The sequence below is a fragment of the Rubrivivax sp. JA1055 genome (assembly GCF_020966565.1).
GTDB lineage: Bacteria > Pseudomonadota > Gammaproteobacteria > Burkholderiales > Burkholderiaceae_C > Rubrivivax > Rubrivivax benzoatilyticus.
On the sequence record NZ_JAJKFP010000001.1, the window covers coordinates 312,194 to 333,748 of the forward strand.

General features: G+C 70.3%; 16 protein-coding genes. 9 read left to right on the forward strand and 7 right to left on the reverse strand.

The genetic code is table 11. The features are described 5' to 3' along the window. Positions 1 to 16: 16 nt before the first annotated feature. Entirely contained in the window at positions 17 to 370 is a 354-nt protein-coding gene (uraH, locus tag LOC65_RS01315) for a hydroxyisourate hydrolase (RefSeq protein ID WP_230246329.1), read from the forward strand. A gap of 154 nt (positions 371 to 524) precedes the next feature. Next, a complete protein-coding gene (locus LOC65_RS01320; RefSeq protein ID WP_230246330.1) occupies positions 525 to 1,718 on the forward strand; it encodes a urate hydroxylase PuuD in 1,194 nt (397 codons plus the stop codon). Positions 1,719 to 1,831: 113 nt separating this feature from the next. Here LOC65_RS01320 and LOC65_RS01325 read toward each other — a convergent pair whose 3' ends face one another. Further along, complete coding sequence (locus tag LOC65_RS01325) at positions 1,832 to 2,758, reverse strand: hypothetical protein (protein ID WP_230246331.1); 927 nt, start codon at positions 2,756 to 2,758, stop codon at positions 1,832 to 1,834. Continuing rightward, positions 2,755 to 4,251, reverse strand: coding sequence for a hypothetical protein (locus LOC65_RS01330; RefSeq protein ID WP_230246332.1), 1,497 nt, complete (start codon positions 4,249 to 4,251; stop codon positions 2,755 to 2,757). The genes LOC65_RS01325 and LOC65_RS01330 overlap by 4 nt, the downstream gene beginning before the upstream one ends. Positions 4,252 to 4,444: 193 nt before the next feature. Here LOC65_RS01330 and LOC65_RS01335 point away from each other — a divergent pair, with 193 nt between their 5' ends. Further along, complete coding sequence (locus tag LOC65_RS01335; protein ID WP_230246333.1) at positions 4,445 to 6,073, forward strand: 3-(methylthio)propionyl-CoA ligase; 1,629 nt, start codon at positions 4,445 to 4,447, stop codon at positions 6,071 to 6,073. On the opposite strand, the gene LOC65_RS01340 is transcribed toward LOC65_RS01335, so the two are convergent. After that, positions 6,052 to 7,944, reverse strand: a complete 1,893-nt coding sequence (locus LOC65_RS01340) for an LTA synthase family protein (RefSeq protein WP_230246334.1) — start codon at positions 7,942 to 7,944, stop codon at positions 6,052 to 6,054. The genes LOC65_RS01335 and LOC65_RS01340 overlap by 22 nt on opposite strands. 295 nt (positions 7,945 to 8,239) lie before the next feature. Here LOC65_RS01340 and LOC65_RS01345 point away from each other — a divergent pair, with 295 nt between their 5' ends. Continuing rightward, positions 8,240 to 9,052 (forward strand): Crp/Fnr family transcriptional regulator, encoded by an 813-nt coding sequence (locus LOC65_RS01345; protein WP_230246335.1) that lies wholly within the window; start codon positions 8,240 to 8,242, stop codon positions 9,050 to 9,052. Between the two features lie 63 nt (positions 9,053 to 9,115). On the opposite strand, the gene xdhC is transcribed toward LOC65_RS01345, so the two are convergent. Genes xdhC through xdhA form a run of 3 tightly spaced genes read right to left on the reverse strand, consistent with a single transcriptional unit; the run spans position 9,116 to position 13,703 of the window. After that, on the reverse strand, positions 9,116 to 9,901 hold the full coding sequence (gene xdhC / locus LOC65_RS01350; RefSeq protein ID WP_230246337.1) for a xanthine dehydrogenase accessory protein XdhC: 786 nt from the start codon (positions 9,899 to 9,901) through the stop codon (positions 9,116 to 9,118). Then, a complete protein-coding gene (gene xdhB, locus LOC65_RS01355) occupies positions 9,898 to 12,213 on the reverse strand; it encodes a xanthine dehydrogenase molybdopterin binding subunit (protein WP_230246339.1) in 2,316 nt (771 codons plus the stop codon). The genes xdhC and xdhB overlap by 4 nt, the downstream gene beginning before the upstream one ends. Before the next feature lie 17 nt (positions 12,214 to 12,230). Next, a complete protein-coding gene (xdhA, locus tag LOC65_RS01360; RefSeq protein WP_230246340.1) occupies positions 12,231 to 13,703 on the reverse strand; it encodes a xanthine dehydrogenase small subunit in 1,473 nt (490 codons plus the stop codon). 256 nt (positions 13,704 to 13,959) lie between these two features. Between xdhA and guaD the strand changes: the two genes are divergently transcribed. From guaD to LOC65_RS01385, 5 genes are read left to right on the forward strand one after another with little or no spacing between them, the layout of a single operon-like run. Beyond that, positions 13,960 to 15,384: a guanine deaminase gene (gene guaD, locus LOC65_RS01365; protein WP_230246341.1), complete on the forward strand. Its 1,425-nt coding sequence runs from the start codon at positions 13,960 to 13,962 to the stop codon at positions 15,382 to 15,384. A gap of 4 nt (positions 15,385 to 15,388) precedes the next feature. After that, positions 15,389 to 16,894 (forward strand): ABC transporter ATP-binding protein, encoded by a 1,506-nt coding sequence (locus LOC65_RS01370; protein WP_009856048.1) that lies wholly within the window; start codon positions 15,389 to 15,391, stop codon positions 16,892 to 16,894. Next, positions 16,894 to 17,973: an ABC transporter permease gene (locus LOC65_RS01375; RefSeq protein WP_029718500.1), complete on the forward strand. Its 1,080-nt coding sequence runs from the start codon at positions 16,894 to 16,896 to the stop codon at positions 17,971 to 17,973. The genes LOC65_RS01370 and LOC65_RS01375 overlap by 1 nt, the downstream gene beginning before the upstream one ends. A gap of 7 nt (positions 17,974 to 17,980) precedes the next feature. Then, positions 17,981 to 18,907: an ABC transporter permease gene (locus LOC65_RS01380; protein ID WP_230246342.1), complete on the forward strand. Its 927-nt coding sequence runs from the start codon at positions 17,981 to 17,983 to the stop codon at positions 18,905 to 18,907. A gap of 47 nt (positions 18,908 to 18,954) precedes the next feature. Then, positions 18,955 to 20,121 (forward strand): BMP family ABC transporter substrate-binding protein, encoded by a 1,167-nt coding sequence (locus LOC65_RS01385; RefSeq protein WP_230246343.1) that lies wholly within the window; start codon positions 18,955 to 18,957, stop codon positions 20,119 to 20,121. Positions 20,122 to 20,462: 341 nt separating this feature from the next. Here the strand turns inward: LOC65_RS01385 and LOC65_RS01390 are convergent, their stop codons facing one another. Further along, a complete protein-coding gene (locus LOC65_RS01390) occupies positions 20,463 to 21,503 on the reverse strand; it encodes a porin (RefSeq protein WP_164963170.1) in 1,041 nt (346 codons plus the stop codon). Positions 21,504 to 21,555 lie beyond the last annotated feature (52 nt).

Sequence of the window (21,555 nt, forward strand, 5' to 3'; positions counted from 1 at the left end):
CACGAACGGACCTCGCATGGGACATCTCAGCACCCACGTGCTCGACACCGCGCACGGCTGCCCCGCGGCCGGCATGGTGGTGACGCTGCAGCGCCTGGACGGCGGCACGGCGACGACGCTGAAGCGCCTGACGCTGAACGCCGACGGCCGCGCCGACGGCCCGCTGCTGGCGGCGCAGGAGATGGCCGCCGGGCGCTACCGGCTGCTGTTCGAGGTGGCGCCCTACTTCCGGGCACGCGGCGTCGAACTGCCCGAGCCGCCGTTCCTGGACACCGTGAGCATCGACTTCGGCATTGCCGACGCCGCCGGCCACTACCACGTGCCGCTGCTCGTCAGCCCGTGGAGCCACTCGACCTACCGCGGCTCGTGAACGGGGCACGGCGCTTGCAAGACCCGACGCGTTAACCTGTCTTCCGCAGTCGCCGTGGGCGGGCGGCCCGGTCTTGCGGGCTGCCCTCGGCGCGACACGATCCGGCTCAGAGCGCCCGCCGTGGTGAGCCCCTCGCTTCGCGACGATTCCTGCCATGGAAACCTATCTTCTCGACTGGGCCAACCTGCTGCTGCGCTGGGCCCACGTCATCACGGCGATCGCCTGGATCGGCTCGTCGTTCTATTTCGTCTTCCTCGACAGCAGCCTGGAGCCGCCCGCCGACCCCGAGCTGAAGCGCAAGGGTGTCGACGGCGAACTCTGGGCGGTGCACGGCGGCGGCTTCTACAACCCGCAGAAGTACCTCGTCGCGCCGAAGGCGCTGCCCGACAAGCTGCACTGGTTCTACTGGGAGAGCTACAGCACCTGGCTGACCGGTTTCGGGCTGTTCACCGTGCTCTACCTGTTCCAGGCCGGCACCTTTCTCGTCGACCGCACGCGGCTGGACTGGGCGCCCGGTGCCGCGGTGGCGGCGGCGCTGGCCTTCCTGGCGGTGTTCTGGATCGTCTACGACGGGATCTGCCGCACGCTGGGGCGACGCGCCGGCGGCGACCGGCTCGTTGGCGCGGCGATCGCCGTCGTCGTCGTCTTCGCCGCCTGGCTGGCCTGCCAGCTGTTCGCCGGGCGCGCGGCCTTCCTGCTGGTCGGCGCGATGATGGCCACGGCGATGAGCGCCAACGTCTTCTTCTGGATCATCCCGGGGCAGCGCACCGTCATCGCGCAGATGAAGGCCGGCCAGCCGGTGGACCCGGTGCACGGCCAGCGCGCCAAGCAGCGCAGCGTGCACAACACCTACTTCACGCTGCCGGTGCTGATCGCGATGCTGTCCAACCACTACGGCTGGTTGACGCAGGGCGAGCACAACTGGCTGGTGCTGGTGGTGCTGATGGCCGCCGGCGCGGCGATCCGCCAGTTCTTCGTCGCGCGCCACAAGGCCAAATTGAAGGGCGTGCAGCCGCCGTGGGGCTACGCGGCGGCCGGTGTCGCACTGATCGCCGCGCTGATCGTCTGGCTGGCGCCGGCGCCGCGTGCACCGCAGGCGGCCAGCGCCGCGCCGGTGACGCTGGCGCAGGTGCAGGCGGTCGTCGAGCAGCGCTGCGTGGTCTGCCACAACGCGCAGCTGCAGCAGAAGAACGTCGCGCTGCACACGCCGGAGCTGGTGCGCCAGCATGCGCAAGCGATCTACCAGCAGGCGGTGGTGCTGAAGGCGATGCCGCTGAACAACGCGACGGGCATCAGCGACGACGAGCGTGTGCTGCTGGCGCGCTGGTACGAGGGCGGGGCCCAGTAGCGCAGCCTGCTGCGCGCGGCTGCGGCGTGTGTCTGCGGCGCGTGTCTCCGGCGTGTGTCTGCGGCGTGTGGTTCCGGCACGCCATGCCCGGGCGTCCTGCGGCGGGCCGGGGTTCAGTCCGGCTGGTCGAGCTGCCAGACCGTCGTGCCCCAGTCGCCGCCCAGTTCGGGCATCACCGTGCCCGCGACGAAACGCCGCCGCGCCGGCGCCGCCGGTGTCGTCCACCAGCCGGTGCGCGGGCAAGCCTCGCCCGCCACGCAACGCTCGCGGATGCCGGCGAGCCAGGGGTCCGACGCCCCGGGGATGCCACCGCCGGAGTCGGCGATCTTCTCGACGAGGGTCCAGGTGGTGGGGATGGCGCGTTCGTCGGTCGTCCGCAGGTCGTTCGGATCGTCCGGAGGCAAGGCGCCGAGCGCTTCCTGACCCGCGATCAGGAACTGCGCGCAGCCGGCTTCGGCGGGCAGATAGACGCCGCTGACCACGATCTTGTCGCCGGTCTTGACTCGTACTTGGGGATTGGGGCGGTAGACGGGCCAGGACGGCGGAGCGTCGAGGGGACCGCGAGCCTCCTCGTTGTAGTCCCAGCTGAGGTCACCGGGCGCCCAAATGCACTGGCAGGAGCGATCGATGTTGCTGGCTATGCGCCAAGATTCTCGACGCCCTTGCTCGAACCGTTCCAGATAAAGACCCGGCATCCAGCGAGTGTCGTAGTCTCGCATTATGGAAACAAAAACGGTCGATAGCCCACCTGCAGAAGCAAGGAAGCCCAACTGACCGTGCGAGACACGGATATACGCCTCATTCAATCCCGCCAAAACGCTTGTCATATTTGGAATGACAACAGCACCCCACGCAATGTCCGGCTGCGCATGAACCGGGCGATTCCGGTAGTCCCGCGGAAGACTCATAAGAATTTGATCGAGCGCACTTTCTGCAGCACTAACACAATCCGCAAAGTGATCGCGCATCAAACCAAAATAGCTCAAGGAAACATAGCGCTGCAGCAGAAAAGGCTCAGACGGATCAAAAGAGACTGTCATATCTGTTCATTTCCCCATTGATTCTTTAGAACCGGCACACCCACCGGCATCAATAGATCATCCACACTCTCGTTTGCATAACTCCACCCGGTCCTTTTCCTGCGCTCCAAGAATGCTGAATCGAGATCCGCCGGATTCACTACGAACTGTTGCGCACCGCCGGATAACCAGAACATCTCTCCAGATTCATTGAGGACCGGTTTCCCAGAAACCTCCAATCGCTGTGACGCGGCAGTGCCTCGCCAAACAGGGAGGCCACCGCCCGGCGGCACAACGTACACGGTGTATTCACCGTTACCGTTCCAGTGAGCCCACACGGCGCACTTCTCCCGCCACTCTCCCTTGCTCTTCAGCGCCCGAAAATCGTCCTCAGCCATCCAAAATGGGCTGTCATCACGCGACCTCGGGTCAACCACACGCACCAAACGCGCACCGGGCGGTAGCCTGTCCGCGACGACTCTTTCCGAGAAACTCTGGAACGCCCCCTTCACCACCGAGGCCTCATCATCACCAATCCCGAAGTGTCCGGGGGGCACCGCCGGCGCTTCAGCCAGAGACGGATGGCGCGCGCGCCTAGACTCATGAACCCAGGGCGGCGGGCGAAAGCGAATCGACTCGACCTCTATGTCGTGGCGCAGTCTTGTCGGAACCAGCTTGTGCCCATTCCGGGCATTCACCATCGCCCGGTACTGCATGTCCCCGCACACCTCCAGCCGCCGCGCCAAGCAGGCGAGCCAATATCGCAGGGGCTCCAAGACCTGCGCAAGACCGTCGTTCAAGCGATCTCGCACGCGACCGAGCGAAGCCAACAGTTCGCCGGCAGCACTGGCACTCGCCGCCGTTCCCCAGCGCTGCACGCGCCCCAGCACCCACTCCAGCGCGTCGATCGCACTGTCGTAGGCAGCACGCAGGCTCTTGGCATCGAGCGAGGCCGCTGACGCGCGGATCTCGGTCGCCAGATGGCGATACGGCTCGTCGATGCGCAACCCGGCCAGCGCCTTGCGCATCGGCGCACTCGCCAGCAACGCATCCAGCCGCGCGATACCGCGCTCGACGGACTCGGCCGTCTCGTTCCAGAGCTTTTGGCCCTCGAGCCAGTTCCGGCCCTTGTAGGCCACCTTGGCGGCCCGATAGACCTCCCGCCGCGCTTCGGCGACCACGACCTTCAACCCGGTCTTCACCAGGCTGCCCAGCGTCGGAAACAACCCGACCAGCGTCAACGCCAGCGCCACCCAACGCCACGGATCGTTCTCGTCCTCCCGCAGCGCCCGCACATTGGCCACCAGGTCGCGCAGGTCGCTGAGCTGGTCGACCAGCGGGATCATCGAGATCAGGCCGCCGGTGACCGTCTGCGCCGTCGTCGGGTTGTCGGCGAAGTCGCCCTGCAGCACCACCCACACCCATTCGGCCACCGCCTCGGCGTCGCTGCGCCAGCGCGCCGGCGCGCTGGTGAACCAGGCGAGTGCGTTCTCCAAGGGGTTGGCGTCGGACATCGGCGCGTTGATACGCGCCGGCATCACGCCCCGCATCGCCCCGGCGGGTGGGCCGCCCCTTCCGGGCGCCAGTCACCTTGGCGACCGCTGCGGGCCATCCCGCATGCGGCAGCGCCGGGGGCTTGGACAGAATGGGTCGAGCCCCGCCGGCACCGCGTCGGACGCCGGCCCCAGAACAGACCAGGAGACAAGAATGAACGGCCTGATGATGCAGCAGCCGCTGCTGATCTCTTCGCTGCTGGTGCACGCCGAGCGCCACCACGGCGACCGCGAGGTCGTCTCGCGCCGCGTCGAGGGCGACATCCACCGCTACACCTACCGCGAGATGGCGGCACGCGCTCGCCGCCTGGCCAACGCGCTGGCGGCGCTGGGCGTCAAGCCGTCCGAGCGTGTCGGCACGCTGGCCTGGAACGGCTACCGCCACATGGAGCTGTACTACGCGGTCTCCGGCGCCGGCTCGGTGCTGCACACCATCAACCCGCGCCTGCATCCCGACCAGATCGTCTACATCGCCGACCACGCCGAGGACCAGGTGCTGTGTTTCGACCTGAGCTTCCTGCCGCTGGTGCAGGCGGTGGCCGGGCGCACGAAGACGATCCGCCACTTCGTCGCGATGACCGACCGCGCGCACATGCCGGCCGACCCGAAGATCCCCAACCTGCTCTGCTACGAGGATCTGCTTGAGGCGCAGGACGACCGCTACGACTGGCCCGAGTTCGACGAGAACACCGCCAGCTCGCTCTGCTACACCTCGGGCACCACCGGCAACCCCAAGGGCGTGCTCTACAGCCACCGCTCGACGGTGCTGCACACCTTCGCGATCGCCCTGCCCGACGCGCTGAACTGCTCGGCCAACGACAGCATCCTGCCGGTGGTGCCGATGTTCCACGTCAACGCCTGGGGCCTGCCGTACGCGGCCTGCATGACCGGCGCCAAGCTCGTCTTCCCCGGCCCGGGGCTGGACGGCAAGTCGCTGTATGAACTCTTCGAGGCCGAGCAGGTGACGGTCTCGGCCGGCGTGCCGACGGTCTGGCAGGCGCTGCTGGCCTACGTCGACGCGAACAAGCTGAAGTTCAGCTCGATGCGCCGCACCGTCGTCGGCGGCTCGGCCTGCCCGCCGGCGATGCTGCGCAAGTTCGCCCAGGACTACGACGTGCACGTGCTGCACGCCTGGGGCATGACGGAGATGAGCCCGGTCGGCACGGTGGCCGCGTTCAAGCCACAGCATCTGGCGCTGCCGGTCGAGGAGCGCTACACGGTGATGGCCAAGCAGGGCCGCGCGGTCTACGGCGTCGACATGAAGATCGTCGACCCCGCCGGACGCGAGCTGCCCTGGGGCGGTGCGGCCTCGGGCGACCTGCTGGTGCGCGGGCCCTGGGTGCTGTCGCGCTACTTCAAGGGCGAGGGTGGCGACCCGCTGCGCGGCGGCTGGTTCCCGACCGGCGACGTCGCACGCATCGACGCCGAGGGCTACATGCAGATCACCGACCGCAGCAAGGACGTCATCAAGTCCGGCGGCGAATGGATCGGCTCGATCGACCTGGAGAACATCGCGATGGCGCACCCGGCGGTGGCCATCGCCGCCTGCATCGCCGTGCCACACCCCAAGTGGGACGAACGCCCGCTGCTGGTCGTCGTGCGCAAGCCCGGCGCCGAGCTGACGCGCGAGGAGCTGCTGGCCTTCTACGAAGGCAAGATCGCCAAGTGGTGGACACCCGACGACGTCGTCTTCGTCGACGCCATCCCGCTGGGCGCCACCGGCAAGATGCAGAAGAACAAGCTGCGCGAGATGCTGAAGGACTACCGGCTGCCGGCGGCCTGATCGTCGTCGGCGACGGCCGGCCCGAACAGGTGCCGCCAGGCGTGTGCACGCAGCGTGCGCAGCTCCGGGCTGTCCGTGCCGGCCGCGGCAGCGGCCAGCGAACCGCTCGACTGGTTGGCCGCGACGTAGAGCCGGCGCACCAGCGTCACCCGGTCGCGCTTGTGCGGCATCGCCCAATGCCCCGGCGCCGCCAGCCCCGCCTGCTGCAGCACCAGCGCGCCGAGGTTGTAGGCCGCCACCTCGTCGGGCAGCGTCACGAAGCCGTCGCGGCTGTCGAACAGCGCCAGCGGCGGCTTGGAGAAGTCGCGCTCCAGGTTCAGCGGCGCGTCGGCGCCGTGCAGCACCCGGTTCAGGCGCTCATAGACCGCCAGCGAGCCGAACGACGGATAGTGGTCGCCGTAGAACAGCACGAGGGTGCGCCGCGGCCGCGACTTCAGCTGCTCCAGAAAGCCGCAGAACGCACGCTCGTGGTCGTAGAGCATCGACGCGTACTGCGTCAGCGCCAGGGCGTCGTCGTCGAGCCCGGCCGGCAGACGCGCGGCCAGCCCCGGCTCCAGCGGGAAGCGGCCCTCCCAGTCGTAGGGCAGGTGCGCCATCATCGAGACGGCGTGCACGAGGCGCGGCTCGGCGCCCGGGGCGTCCAGGCGCTTCAGGATCTGGTCGAAGAGCACGCGGTCGTCGACGTACTGTCCGCGCCGGGCCGCACCGGGCAGGTCCTCGAGGCCGGCGTAGTCGTCGATGCCCAGCGCGGCATAGGCCTGCGGACGGGAGAAGAAGTCGCGGTGGAAGGTGTGCACGGCCTGGGTGCGCCAGCCACGGTCGCGCAGCACACGCGGCAGGGCCGACACGACCGGCCGCGACAGGTACATCTGGAACGGCACCGAGCCCGGCGGCAGCATCGCGTAGGGGTAGCCGGTCAGCAGCTCGAACTCGACGTTGGCCGTGAAGCCGCCCCAGGCCGGTGACACGAGGCGCGACTCGGGTGCCGCGGCGAGGCAGCCGTAGGGCTTGCCGAAGAGCTGCTCCGGCAGCCGGGTGAAGGACTCCGACAGCAGCAGCACGATGTCGGGACGTTCACCGCCACGCCCCGTCGCCGGCGACGCGGCGGCATCCAGCGCCCGGGCCGCGGCCAGGTCGTCGGCCGCCGGCCGGGGGATGCCGATGAACGGCAGGTTGACCGCGAACGCGTAGTACGGCCCGAAGTTGGCGAAGTTCGCGCCCTGGTCCCAGGTGATGTTGTGCACCTGCCCGGACAGGCCCCGGGGCGTCGGCGGCAGCACCACGCCCCAGGCGCAGACACCGACCAGGCCGGCGGCGGCAACCGCCGAGCGGGCGATGCCGCGGCGGCGGCGGAACACGGCATGCCGCCAGCGCCACGCCAGCACGAGCAGCACCGCCGCCGCTGCGGCCGCCAGCGCCGCCACCGCCGCGAGCGACCAGCCGAGGAAGGCCGCGAAGTCGGCGAGATTGCCGACGAACCACAGGTCCCAGGGCAGCAGCGGCATGTCCAGCTCGAGCATCTTGCGCGCGGAGACCACCGCCACCGTGCCCAGCAGCGTGATCGCCGTCAGCGCCGCCGCCAGCGGCGTGAAGACCAGACGCGCCAGCGCATACAGCGTCAGGCCGAAGAGCGCGTTCAGCAGGTCGACCTCCCAGGCCAGCGTGTCGCGCGCGCTGAAGAGCCAGAGATGCCGCTGCGGCCAGCGCATCGCGAACAGGTCCGCCCAGTGCACGGCGCTGTAGGCGCAGGCCGCTGCCGCCGCCGGCCCGGCCAGCCAGCGCAACGCGGCGAGCCATCGTGCGCTGGCGGCGGGCGGAGGGGAATCGGCGGTTGATCGCGGCGGCTCGGGGCCGCGCTGCAGCTCGGACATGGCGGCACTGTAGGCCCGGCCATCGCCGGCCGCAGGGCAAACTCTCCAGGGACGTGCATTGCTGTGCAAAGCCCGGCCGCAGCGCCCTCGCGCGCACGCATCACGCGCGTGCGGCCTCGCAGGCGATGGAATCGCCTCGTAACCGACCTGAGCATGGGCAAGCCACTTGTCCTGGCGCAGATGCCGTTTTGCCCGGCTTCATACCGCGCCTGCCGCTTGATCTGGCGCAATCGGCACCCCGTAGGGGTACTGGAAAGTGCCTCCACCCGCCTGTAGGCCGGGTAGGGGTGACAACATGCAACACAGTTTCCAGATGCCCGACGGCGCCCTGGCTGAACGACCAGCGCGCCCGCCATTGCGTCCGACGACGACGGCTCGCCCGAGCGCCGCGCCGGTGCGCGAAGACGACCGGCCCGAGACCCGTGGTCCGGACGCGCGCACCTGGCAAGGTCTCTTCGGCACGCCGGCGCTGTCCACCGCCGAGCAGCTCGCGCTGTCCTCGATCGCCCGCGTGCGCACCGTGCCCGCCGGCGCGACCGTGTTCGACCGTCGCGACGGCGCCAACGCGCTGGTGCTGGTGCAGAGCGGCGACGTCGCGCTGGGCTATCGCGGCGCCGACGGCGTCTTCCACATCGAACGTCCGGTGCGCGGCCCGGCCTGGCTGGACCAGAGCTCGGCGTGGCTGCACGAGAACCACGCGCTCGATGCCCGTGCGACGACCGAAGCGGTCGTCGTCGAGCTGCCGCGTGACGCGGTCCAGGCGCTGATCGAGCGGTACCCCGCGCTCGGCCGCCACCTCGTCGCCAGCCTCGCGCGTGAAGTGCAGACGCTGCAGATGAACACGCACGAGCTGATGCACAAGGACGCGCCGGCACGTTTCGCCGCGTGGCTGGTGCAGCGCATCGAGCTGACCGACGCCGCCGGCCTGCGCGGCGTGGTGCGCCTGACCGAACGCAAGCGCGACATCGCGTCGCAACTCGCGATCACCCCGGAGACGCTGTCGCGCCTGATGCGCAGCCTCACCCGCCAGGGCGTGATCTCGGTGGCCGGCTACAACGTCCAGGTGCTCGACGCACCGGCGCTGCGCCAGATCGCCACCGGCGGCTGATTCCTCCTCAAGGAACGTCGAAGATTCGCGGGGGCTTCAAGCCCCCGCTTTTTCTTTGTGCGGTCAGCTGCGCGCCAGCAGCTGCGCGACGACGGCGACAGCGATGACCGCCGGCTCCTTGCCGGCGATGCCCGGCAGCCCGATCGGGCAGACCAGGCGCGCCAGCGCCTCGGCCGAATGGCCGCGTGCCGCCAGGCGGGCGAGGAAACGTTCGCGCTTGGTGCGCGAGCCGATCAGGCCGACGAAACCCAGGTCCGGCCGCGCCAGCGCCGCGTGCACGATCTCCAGGTCCAGGTCGTGGCGGTGCGTCATCACCAGCACGCAGGCGCCGGCCGGCGCGCGTGCCACCTCGTCGGCGGCCGCGGCGGCCACCACCGCCTGCACCTGAGGCGGCAGCTCGACGCCGTCGAAGGCGTCCTCGCGTTCATCGACCCATTGCACGCGGCAGGGGATCTCGTCGAGCACGCGCACGATGGCGCGGCCGACGTGGCCGGCGCCGTGCAGCTGGAGCACGAAACGCGGCGCCGGCAGCGGCCAGGTCTCGGGCGGGCAGTCCGACAGCGGCAGAAAGGCCAGCGTCGCATGGCCGCCGCAGCACTGGCCCAGCGCCGGGCCCAGCGGCACGGCCCATTCGGGCTCGACGGCTTCGCCGCGCAGCAGTGCGCGGGCTCGTGCGATCGCCTTCAGCTCCAGGTGCCCGCCGCCGATCGTGCCTTCGGTCGTGTCGGCCGCGACCAGCATGCGTGTGCCGGCTTCGCGTGGCACCGAGCCGCGCACCGCACGCAGCTCGACGACGACCGCCGGCCGGCGCTCGCGGCGCCAGCGGGCGGCGGTCGCCGCCAGCCTCACGGCGCGCTCCGCACCGCCTGCACGGCGGCGAGGATGGCTTCGCTCGTGGCCGGCGCCGACAGCGGCGGGTCGACGCGGTAGCCGCCGGCCGCCGAGACGGCGTCGCGGATCGCGAAGAACACCGAGAACGGCAGCAACAGCGGCGGCTCGCCGACGGCCTTGCTGCGGTGGATGCTGTCCTGCGCGTTGGGCCGGCCGAACAGGCGCACGTGGAACTCGGGCGGCACGTCGTTGGCGGTCGGGATCTTGTAGGTGCTCGGCGAATGCGTGGCCAGCCGCCCGGTCTTCGGGTGCCAGACCAGCTCTTCCATCGTCATCCAGCCCATGCCCTGCACGAAGGCGCCTTCGACCTGGCCGATGTCCAGCGCCGGGTTCAGCGAGGCGCCGACGTCGTGCAGCACGTCGGCGCGCAGCAGCCGCCATTCGCCGGTCAGCGTGTCGACCAGCACCTCGCTGCAGGCGGCACCCCAGGCGAAGTAGTAGAAGGGTTTGCCGCTCATCGTCTGGCGGTCCCAGGACAGGCCGGGCGTGGCGTAGAAGCCTTCGCTCCAGAGCTGCACCCGCTCCAGGTAGGCGGCGTTGCAGAGTTCGGCGAAGGACATCGAATGGCCGCCGGCCAACACGCGGCCGTCGGCGAAGCTCACGTCCTCGGCGGCGACGCCCCAGCGCCGCGCGGCGAAGGCCACCAGCCGCTCGCGGATACGGCGCGCGGCGTCCTGCGCCGCCTTGCCGTTGAGATCGCTGCCGGTCGAGGCCGCGGTGGCCGAGGTGTTGGCGACCTTCTGCGTGTCGGTGGCGGTCACGCGCACCGCCTCGAACGGCAGGCCGAGCTCGTGCGCGACGACCTGGGCGACCTTGGTGTTCAGCCCCTGGCCCATCTCGGTGCCGCCGTGGTTCACCAGCACCGAGCCGTCGAGGTAGACGTGCACCAGCGCACCGGCCTGGTTCAGGTGCACGACATTGAACGAGATGCCGAACTTCAGCGGCGTCAGCGCCAGCCCCTTCTTCAGCACCGGGCTGGCGGCGTTGAAGGCGGCGACGGCCTCGCGGCGCGCGGCGTAGCCGCTGCTGGCGGCCAGCTCGTCGACCAGCGGCGCGACGATGTTGTCCTCGACCCGCTGGCCGTAAGGCGTCAAGTCACGTTCACCGACGCCGTAGAAGTTGGCGCGGCGAACGTCCAGCGCGTCGCGGCCCAGGCGGCGTGCGACGCTGTCCAGCGCGTACTCGATCGCGAACGCGCCCTGCGGCCCGCCGAAACCTCGGAAGGCGGTGTTGCTCTGGGTGTTGGTGCGCGCCGCGTAACCCTGCATCGCGACGTCGGGCAGCCAGTAGCAGTTGTCGAAGTGGCACAGCGCACGCGTCACCACCGGCCCGGACAGGTCGGCCGAGTGGCCGGCGTTGGCGACCATCGTGACCTCGGCGCCGAGCACACGCCCGGCGTCGTCATGGCCCAGCGCGAGCTGGTAGCGGAAGCCGTGTCGCCGCCCGGTGACGAGGAAGTCGTCGTCACGGTCCAGCCGCAGCTTCACCGGCCGGCCGGTACGCACCGCCGCCACCGCGGCGACGCAGGCCGGCAGCGCCGACTGCGACTCCTTGCCGCCGAAGCCGCCACCCATGCGCCGGCACTCGACCTGCACCGCATGCGACGGCCGGTGCAGCGCGTGCGCGACCAGGTGCTGCATCTCGCTCGGGTGCTGCGTCGAGCACAGCACTTTCATGCCGCCCTGCTCCTGCGGCTGGGCGTAGGCGATCTGGCCTTCGAGGTAGAAGTGCTCCTGGCCACCGACGCCGAAGTCGAGTTCGACACGGTGCGGCGCCGCGGCCAAGGCAGCCGCCGCGTCGCCGCGCGCCAGCCGCATCGGCGGCACGACGTGCTGGCCGGCGGCATGGGCCTGCATCGCGTCCAGCACCGGCGGCAGCGCATCGAAGCTGATGACCTCCCTGGCCAGCGCCGCCGCGCGCCGCGCCGCTTCGCGTGTCGTCGCGACGACGGCGTAGACCGGCTGGCCCAGGTGGCGCAGCGTGGCACCTGGGCCGCCGGCGAGGATGGGCTCGTCCTTGACCAGCGAGCCGCACTGGTTCTCGCCGGGGATGGCGTCGGCGCAGAAGGCGTCGACGACCCCCGGCACGGCGCGCACACGCGCCAGGTCGACGCTGCGCAGCACGCCGTGCGCCACCGGCGACAGGCCCAGCGCGGCGTGCAGCGTGCCGGCGAGCTCCGGCAGGTCGTCGGTGTAGGGCGCGCTGCCGGCGACGTGCGCCTCAGCCGACTCGTGCGGGCGCGAACGGCCGACGACGGCCGTCGCGGGCAACGGATGCGCCGGCGCGTTCAAACTTGCACCTCACGCTGCCAGACGTCCAGCGCTGCCGCAGGCAACGGCGCGTCGGGCCGGGTTTCGAGCCAGAGCCGTTCGAGCAGGTTCTTCGCGACCTGCATGCGGTAGGCCGCGCTGGCGCGCAAATCGCTCAGCGGCGTGTAGTCGGCGTCGAGCGCCGCCTGCGCGGCGCGCAGCGCGGTTTCGTCCCAGCGTCGGCCTTGCAATGCCGCCTCGCCGGCCGCGGCGCGTTTGACCGTCGCCGCCATCCCGCCGTAGGCCAGGCGCACCTGCTGCACGCGGTCGCCGTCCAGACGCAAGGCGAAAGCGGCACAGACGGCCGAGATGTCCGAGTCGTGGCGCTTGGAGATCTTCCAGCCACGCACGACGGTGCCCGGCGCGGCGTGCGGCACGACGATGGCCTGCACGAACTCGCCCGGTTCGAGCCGGTTCTTCAGGTAGTCGACGTAGAAGTCGGCCAGCGCCAGCTCGCGCACACGTTCGCCGCGGCGCAGCACGAGGCGCGCGTCGAGTGCCAGCAGCACCGGCGCCGAGTCGCCGATCGGCGAGCCGTTGGCGACGTTGCCGCCCATCGTGCCGGCGTGGCGCACCGGCGGCGACGCGAAGCGCCGCCACAGTTCGGCCAGCTGCGGATGCTCGGCGGCGAGCGCGGCCCAGGCGTCTTCGAGCGACGCCGCGGCGCCGATGACGAGCGTGTCCTCGCGCCGTTCGACGCGGCGCAGCTCTGCCACGTCGCCGGTCCAGATCAGCTCGGGCAGCAGCCGCAATTGCTTGGTCACCCACAGACCGATGTCGGTGCCGCCGCCGAGCAGGCGCGCGTCGGGCCGCGCTTCGTGCAGCGCGGCGAGCTCGTCGACACTGCGCGGCGCGTGGAAGCCCGAGGCGGTGTGCAGCGGCGGCGCCGCGCGCATCTGCTGCAGCGCGGCGACGACCGGCGCCGTGTCCAGGCGCAGCGGCGGCGCGTCGAACATCGCCAGCCCGGCGTCGAGGATCGGCCGGTAGCCGGTGCAGCGGCAGAGGTTGCCCGCCAGCTCGTCGGCCAGCTCCTGGCGTGTCGGCCGCGTGCCGGCGGCCTGGTGGCGCTCGTAGGCCGCCCACAAGGACATCACGAAGCCCGGCGTGCAGAAGCCGCACTGCGACCCGTGGTGCGCCACCAGCGCCTGCTGCACCGGATGCAGCACGCCGCCAGGCGCGACGTCCTCGACGGTGAACAGCGCGCGCCCGTCCAACGTCGGCAGGAAGCGGATGCAGGCGTTGACGGTCTCGAGCTTCAGCCGGCCGTCCTCACCCAGCTCGCCGATGACCACGGTGCAGGCGCCGCAATCGCCTTCGGCGCAGCCCTCCTTGGTGCCGACCAGGCGCTGCTCCTGGCGCAGCCACTCCAGCACGCTGAGGGTGGCCGGCGCGTCGGCGATCTCGACGATGCGCTGGCGGTGGAAAACGCGGATCGGACGGGGTTCGCTCATCGGCAAGGCATCGGATGCGGTGGGACCACGGTACAGCGCAAGCGGCACGGGCGTGCAGCACGGGCAGAATATCGCCACCCGCGACGCGGCCCGGTGCACAGGGCCGGCGCGTCATCACCACCACCGTGAAGCCCGAACGCAGCGCCCTCGAGGTCGACCTGCGCGCTGCCCTCGGCATGCGCGTGCCTGCTTGCGCGCTGTTTTGCATGCAATCCGCGGGCCTGCCCCGGTGCACCAGCACGGAACGGAGTGCCCGGTGAACAAACTCGCGCTGCACGGCGACCTGCTGGACTTCGAGGCCACGCCGGCCTGGGGCGACCCGGCGCTGCACGGCGTGCGCTGGCGCCCCGACCACTGGCTGCTGATCGAGCACGGCCGCATCGCCGGCACCCTGCCCGGCCGCGAGCCGCCCGGCGAGGACTGGCGGCGCGAGGAGCACAGCGGCCGGCTGCTGATGCCCGGCTTCATCGACACCCACGTGCACTGCCCGCAGCTCGACGTCATCGCGAGCTGGAGCCCAGGGCTGCTGCACTGGCTGGACACCTACACCTTCCCGGCCGAGCAGCGTTTCGCCGACCCCGAGGTCGCCGCCGCCGGCGCCGGGCTGTTCCTGGACGCGCTGCTGGCGCACGGCACGACCAGCGCCGTCGTCTTCCCGACGGTGCACGCCGCCTCGGCCGAGGCGCTGTTCGCCGCCGCCAGCGCACGCGGCATGCGCCTCGTTGCCGGCAAGGTGCTGATGGACCGCGGCGCGCCGCCGGCGCTGACCGACGACGTCGCCGGCGCCGAACGCGACTGCGAGACGCTGATCGCACGTTGGCACGGCGAGGGCCGCAACGCCTACGCGGTGACGGTGCGTTTCGCGATCACCAGCACGCCGGAGCAGCTGGCGATGGCCGGCCGCCTGCTGGCACGCCACGAGGGCCTGTACCTGCAGACCCACGTCGCCGAGAACCGCGACGAGGTCGCCGAGGTCGCGCGCCTGTTCCCCGAGGCGCGCAGCTACCTCGACGTCTACCACCGCCACGGCCTGCTGGGGCCGCGCTCGGTGCTGGCGCACGGCATCTGGCTCGACGACGAGGACCGCCGCCTGCTCGCCGCCACCGGCGCGCAGATCGCGTTCTGCCCGACGAGCAACCTGTTCCTCGGCAGCGGCCTGTTCGACTGGCAGGCCGCGATGGCCCACGGCCACAAGGTGTCGATCGCCACCGACGTCGGCGGCGGCACCAGCCTGTCGATGCAGCGCACGCTGGCCGAGGGCTACAAGGTGCAGGCGCTGCGCGGCACGCGGCTGACCGCCTGGTGCGCGCTGCACGCCGCCACACGCGGCGCCGCCGAGGCGCTGGGCCTGGGCGCCGAGATCGGCCACTTCGACGTCGGCGCGACGGCCGACGTCGTCGCCTGGGACTGGGCGCACGGCGCCGCCGCGCTGCACCGCGACGCGGTGGCACGCGGCGCGGTGGCCACGCTGCCGGCGCAGGACCTGCACGCGCGTGTCTTCGCCTGGATGACGCTGGCCGACGAGCGCAACGTCGCCGCCGCCTGGGTGGCCGGCGTGCCGCGTTTCGAACGCGGCCGCATGCTTCAAAATGTCGACATTGGCACGGCGCTTGCGACCCGTCCCGATCCACGAGACCCCCAACACGCCGACGGCGCCGACGTCCGTTCGCGGCACTCCTGAGTCCATGTACCGCCTCGAACTCGACGGCATCACCAAGCAATACCCCGCGGTGCGCGCCAACGACGGCGTCGGCCTGCGCGTCAAGCCGGGCGAGATCCACGCCGTGCTCGGCGAGAACGGCGCCGGCAAGTCGACGCTGATGAAGGTGATCTACGGCGCCGTGCAGCCCGACGCCGGCACGATCCGCTGGAACGGCCGGCCGGTGACGGTGAAGAGCCCCGCCGAAGCGCGTGCGCTGGGCATCAGCATGGTCTACCAGCACTTCTCGCTGTTCGACACGCTGACCGCCGCCGAGAACGTCTGGCTCGGCCTGGACAAGGCGATGAAGCTGCCCGAGGTGACGCGCCGCATCACCGAGGTCGCGCACACCTACGGCCTGGACGTCGACCCGCTGCGCCCGGTGCACACGCTGTCGGTCGGCGAGCGCCAGCGCGTGGAGATCGTGCGCGCGCTGCTGACCGACCCGCAGCTCCTGATCCTCGACGAGCCGACCTCGGTGCTGACGCCGCAGGCCGTCGACAAGCTCTTCGTCACGCTGCGCCAGCTCGCCGAGCGCGGCACCAGCATCCTCTACATCAGCCACAAGCTCGACGAGATCCGCTCGCTGTGCCACCACTGCACGGTGCTGCGCGGCGGCAAGGTCACCGGCGAGGTCGACCCGACGCTGGAGAGCAACGCCAGCCTGTCGCGGCTGATGATCGGCGCCGAGCCGCCGCAGCTGCAGCACGGCACGCGCCCGGCGGGCGACGTCGTGCTCGCGGTGAAGGGCCTGTCGCTGGCGCGCGAGGACCAGTTCGGCGTCGACCTGAAGGACATCGGCTTCGACGTGCGCGCCGGCGAGATCGTCGGTGTCGCCGGCGTCTCGGGCAACGGCCAGCAGGAGCTGATGGCCGCGCTGTCCGGCGAGGACCGGCGCGCGCCGCACGGCAGCATCCGCCTGTTCGGCCGCGACATCGCCCACCACGGCGCGCGCAAGCGCCGCCACGAGGGCCTGCACTTCGTGCCCGAGGAACGCCTGGGCCGCGGCGCGGTGCCGACGCTGAGCCTGGCGCAGAACACGCTGCTGACGCGCACCGAGACGGTGTCGCGTGGCGGCTGGATCCCGAGCGCGCGTGTCACGGCGCTGGCCGACTCGATCATCCAGCGCTTCAACGTCAAGGCCGGCGGCCCGGGCGCGGCGGCCAAGAGCCTGTCCGGCGGCAACCTGCAGAAGTTCATCGTCGGCCGCGAGATCGACGCCGACCCGAAGCTGCTGATCGTCAGCCAGCCGACCTGGGGCGTGGACGTCGGCGCCGCGGCGCTGATCCGCGGCGAGCTGCTGAAGCTGCGCGACGCCGGCTGCGCGCTGCTCGTCGTCAGCGAGGAGCTGGAAGAACTGTTCGAGATCAGCGACCGGCTGATCGTCATCGCCCAGGGGCGCGTGTCGCCGTCGATTCCCGTCGCCGAGGCGACGATCGAGAAGATCGGCGAATGGATGAGCGGCCTGTGGGCGCCGCGGGAGACGGCCTGATGTTGAAGCTCGAGGCACGGCCCGAGCCGTCGAAGTGGATGTCGATCGCCTCGCCGCTGCTGGCGCTGGCGATCACGGTGCTGATCGGCGTGGTGCTCTTCGTCCTGCTCGGCAAGGACCCGGTGCGCGGCCTGCAGGTGTTTTTCGTCGAGCCGGTGAAGAACCTCTACGCGCTGTCGGAGCTGAGCGTCAAGGCGACGCCGCTGATCCTGATCGCGCTGGGGCTGGCGGTCTGCTACCGCTCCAACGTCTGGAACATCGGCGCCGAGGGCCAGTTCGTCATCGGCGCGCTGGCCGCCGGCTGGGTGGCGATGCAGGCGCCGGCGCTGGCCTGGATGGGCCGCGGCATCGTCGTCGTGATCCTGTTCGCCGGCGTGCTGGGCGGCATGGTCTGGGCCGGCGTCGTCGCCGCGCTGCGCGACCGTTTCCACGCCAACGAGATCCTCGTCAGCCTGATGCTGGTCTACGTCGCCGAGATGATCCTCGGCTGGCTGGTCTACGGCCCCTGGAAGGACCCGAACGGCTACAACTTCCCGCAGACCATCACCTTCGACGCGCTGACCAAGATCCCGCGCCTCGTCGACGGCCTGCGCGCCAACATCGGCGTCGTCATCGCGCTGGTCGCGGTGGTCGGCTTCTGGGCGTTCATGTTCCGCACCTACCGGGGCTTCCAGCTGCAGGTCGGCGGCCTGGCACCGGCGGCGGCGCGTTACGCCGGCTTCTCGTCGCGCAGCGCGCTGTGGACCTCGCTGCTGCTGTCCGGCGGCATGGCGGGGCTGGCCGGCGGGCTGGAGGCGGCCGGGCCGCTGGGCCAGCTGACGCCGTACGTGCCGGCCGGCTACGGCTTCGGCGCGATCATCGTCGCCTTCGTCGGCCGCCTGCACCCGGTGGGCATCGTCTTCTCCGGGATCCTGATGAGCATGTTCTACATCGGCGGCGAACTCGCGCAGTCGCGCCTGGGCCTGCCCAAGTCGCTGACCGGCGTCTTCCAGGGCCTGCTGCTGTTCACGCTGCTGGCCTGCGACACGCTGATCCACTACCGCGTGCGCTGGTGGCACGCGGCGCGCGCCAAGGCCTGAGACCGCGATGGACCTCACCACCCTCCCCCTGCTGATCGCGGCGACGCTGAACGCCGGCACGGTGCTGGCCATCGCCGCGCTGGGCCTGCTGATCAACGAACGAGCCGGCATCGTCAACCTCGGCGCCGAAGGCCTGATGCTGGTCGCCGCGATCGCCGGCTTCGCCACCGCGATGCACACCGGCAGCGACTGGCTGGGCTTCGCCGCCGGCATCGGCGCCGGGGCGCTGCTGTCGGCGCTGTTCGGCCTGCTGGTCATCTGGCTGAACACCAACCAGTACGCCAGCGGCCTGGCGCTGAGCCTGTTCGGCGCCGGCTTCTCGGCCTTCGTCGGCATCGGCTACGTGCAGGGCAAGCTCGGCGAGCGGCCCTCGTTCGCCGTGCCCTTCCTGTCGGACATCCCGTTCGTCGGCCCGGCCCTCTTCCGCCAGCACCCGATGGTCTACCTGGCGATCGCGCTGGCCGTGGCGCTGGCCTGGTTCCTCTACCGCTCGCGCGCCGGTCTGGTGCTGCGTGCGGTCGGCGAGTCGCCCGAGTCGGCGCACGCGCTGGGTTATCCGGTGCGCAAGATCCGCCTGGCGGCCGTGGTCGCCGGCGGCGCGCTGTGCGGGCTGGCCGGGGCCTACCTGTCGGTGATCTACACGCCGCTGTGGGTCGAGGGCATGGTCGCCGGCAAGGGCTGGATCGCGCTGGCGCTGACGACCTTCGCGACCTGGCGCCCGGCACGAGTGCTGCTTGGGGCCTACCTGTTCGGCGGCGTCACGATGCTGCAGTTCCACCTGCAGAGTCAGGGCGTCGAGATCCCGAGCCAGTTCCTCAGCATGCTGCCCTACGTCGCGACGATCGTCGTGCTGGTGCTGATTTCCCGCAATCCGGCGTGGATCCGGATCAACATGCCGGCCTCGCTCGGCAAACCGTTCTTCCCCGGTTCGTGAGCCGGGCCAATAATTTCTGCTTTCGTCACCCCCTGGAGAAAAGACCGATGTCTTTCGAATCGAAGCGCTCGCTGCTGAAGCTGGCCGGCTGGTCCACGCTCGCGGCGGCCGCCGCCCTCGTCGGCTGCGGCAAGAAGGAAGAAGCGGCGCAACCGACGGCCGAACCGGCGTCGGCGCCGGCCTCGGCCGCTGCGGCCAAGCCCGAACCGCTGAAGATCGCGTTCGCCTACGTCGGCCCGGTGGGTGACGGCGGCTGGACCTTCGCCCACGACAACGCGCGCAAGAAGCTCGAAGCCGAGTTCGGCGACAAGATCGTCACCACCTTCGTCGAGAAGGTGCCCGAGGCCGCCGACGCCGAGCGTGTGTTCCGCGACCTGATCGGCCAGGGCAACAAGCTGGTCTTCGGCACGACCTTCGGCTACATGGAGCCGATCCAGAAGGTCGCCGCCGACGCCAAGGACGTGAAGTTCGAGCACGCCACCGGCTACAAGCAGGGCGAGAACATCCGCACCTACGACAGCCGCACCTACGAGGGCGCGTACATGGCCGGCGTGATCGCCGGCTCGATGACCAAGAGCAACACGCTGGGCGTCGTCGGCTCGATCCCCATCCCCGAGGTCATCCGCAACATCAACAGCTTCACGCTGGGTGCGCAGAGCGTGAACCCGAAGATCAAGACCAAGGTGGTCTGGGTCAACGAGTGGTTCAACCCGCCCAAGGAGACCGAAGCCGCGCAAAGCCTGATCAACGGCGGCGCCGACATCCTGTTCCAGAACACCGACTCGTCGGCCGTGCTGCAGACCGCCGCGAAGAACAAGAAGTTCGCCTTCGGCTGGGACAGCGACATGCCGGCCTACGCGCCGGAAGCGCACCTGGCCTCGGCGATCATCGACTGGTCGCCGTACTACATCAAGGCCACCAAGGAAGCGCTGGAAGGCACCTGGACCGGCGGCAGCGCCACCTGGTGGGGCGTCAAGGAAGGCGCGATCGACATCGTCTCGATCAGCGACAAGGTGCCGGCCGAGACCAAGACCAAGATCGACGAAGTCAAGGCCGGCCTGAAGGACGGCAGCTTCGCGATCTGGAAGGGCCCGATCGTCACCAACGCCGGCAAGGAAGTGCTGAAGGCCGGCGAGGTGGCCGACGACCAGTTCCTGGGCGGCATCAACTTCTTCGTCAAGGGCGTCGAGGGTAAGGTTCCGACTGGAAAGTGAGCCCCCGGTCGCCTGGCGACCACCCCCCAGGGGGGTTACCTGACCGGACCGGGAGACCCGGATCCGGTCAGGCGCGTTAACACCGCCGCTCCCCTGACCGCCTGCGGCGGTCTGTCCCCAGGGGGGACAAATGCAATGGCCACCGTGGTTCGCGCACGGTGGCCTTTTCTTTGTTCGGGCGGCCCTGACCGCCTGCGGCGGTCTGTCCCCAGGGGGACAAATGCAAAGGCCACCGTGGTTCGCGCACGGTGGCCTTTTCGTTGTTCGCGCGGGCGAAAAAAAGCGGCACCCGAGGGTGCCGCTGAAGCTGAGGTACCGTGGCGGGCGCCCCCGCCAGGGTTTTAGAACTTGTGGCGGATGCCGACGGCGAAGGTGTCGCCGGTGTCGGCGCCGGTCACCTTGTCTTGCATGTAGATCGCGTAGACGTCGGTGCGCTTGGACAGGTTGTAGTCGTAGCCCAGCGTGAAGGTCTTGTTGGTCTTCTCGACCGCGTTGCCGTCTTCCTTGGCGTGGCCGTACTGGGCCAGGACCTTGCCGCCGGCCAGCGGGATCGAGGCGCCCAGGCCCCAGATGTCGGTGCCGGTGTCGACCGTCGCGGTGGTGTCGACCGCGGTGTACTGGCCGAAGACCTTGACGACGCCGAAGTCGTACCAGGCGCCGACCTGCTTGGTCTCCTGGTCTTCGAAGCCGGCCGGGGCGCCGATGACGTCGTTCTTGACCTTCGAGTACGACACCGTCGCGGCCAGCGGGCCGTTCATGTACAGCACGTTGCCGCCGATGTTGTTGCCGAAGGAGTTCGCCGCGTCTTCACCGGCGTTGGCCTGGATGTTGACGCTCAGGCCGTTCCAGCTCTTGCTCTTGAACAGCACCGAGTTGGCCCAGCCCGTGTCGCCGTACCAGGACAGCATCTGCGCGCCGGCCGGACGGTTGCCGGTCTGCGGCGTCAGCACCTGCAGGATGCTCGGCGAGAAGGCGAACGAGTCACCCAGCGCGTTGAACATCAGCGTCGAGACGAACATCGTCGTCGTCGTGCGGCCGAACTGGTACTCGCCGTAGTTCGTGGCCAGGCCGACGTAGGCGTTGCGCGCCCAGAAGCGGTCACCGACGAAACGGCCGGCGGTGCCGGCGTCGGCCTGCAGGAAGTGCTCGATCGCGAACGTGACCTTCAGGCCGTTGCCCAGGTCTTCGCTGCCGTTGAAGCCGATGAACGACGTGGTCATGTTGCCGCTCTGGACCTTGGTGGTCGAGTCGGCACCGGCCATCTGGAAGCTGCCGACGGCAGCGTCCATCAGACCGTAGATGTTGACGTTGGACTGGGCCTGGGCCAGACCGACACACAGCAGGGCGGCAGCGCCGGCCACCGCCTTCAGCGAACGAGACATGGAAACTCCTGGGAGGGTGGTGAACAGGAAGATCTAACGACTTGTCACGAAG

Coding starts and splice junctions, on each gene's coding strand:
- LOC65_RS01375 (WP_029718500.1), top strand. CDS start 16,894: ATGTTGAAGCTCGAGGCACGGCCCGAGCCGTCGAAGTGGATGTCGATC.
- LOC65_RS01385 (WP_230246343.1), top strand. CDS start 18,955: ATGTCTTTCGAATCGAAGCGCTCGCTGCTGAAGCTGGCCGGCTGGTCC.
- LOC65_RS01390 (WP_164963170.1), bottom strand. CDS start 21,503: ATGTCTCGTTCGCTGAAGGCGGTGGCCGGCGCTGCCGCCCTGCTGTGT.
- LOC65_RS01340 (WP_230246334.1), bottom strand. CDS start 7,944: ATGTCCGAGCTGCAGCGCGGCCCCGAGCCGCCGCGATCAACCGCCGAT.
- LOC65_RS01320 (WP_230246330.1), top strand. CDS start 525: ATGGAAACCTATCTTCTCGACTGGGCCAACCTGCTGCTGCGCTGGGCC.
- LOC65_RS01325 (WP_230246331.1), bottom strand. CDS start 2,758: ATGACAGTCTCTTTTGATCCGTCTGAGCCTTTTCTGCTGCAGCGCTAT.
- LOC65_RS01345 (WP_230246335.1), top strand. CDS start 8,240: ATGCAACACAGTTTCCAGATGCCCGACGGCGCCCTGGCTGAACGACCA.
- LOC65_RS01380 (WP_230246342.1), top strand. CDS start 17,981: ATGGACCTCACCACCCTCCCCCTGCTGATCGCGGCGACGCTGAACGCC.
- LOC65_RS01330 (WP_230246332.1), bottom strand. CDS start 4,251: ATGTCCGACGCCAACCCCTTGGAGAACGCACTCGCCTGGTTCACCAGC.
- LOC65_RS01335 (WP_230246333.1), top strand. CDS start 4,445: ATGAACGGCCTGATGATGCAGCAGCCGCTGCTGATCTCTTCGCTGCTG.
- LOC65_RS01370 (WP_009856048.1), top strand. CDS start 15,389: ATGTACCGCCTCGAACTCGACGGCATCACCAAGCAATACCCCGCGGTG.
- xdhA (WP_230246340.1), bottom strand. CDS start 13,703: ATGAGCGAACCCCGTCCGATCCGCGTTTTCCACCGCCAGCGCATCGTC.
- uraH (WP_230246329.1), top strand. CDS start 17: ATGGGACATCTCAGCACCCACGTGCTCGACACCGCGCACGGCTGCCCC.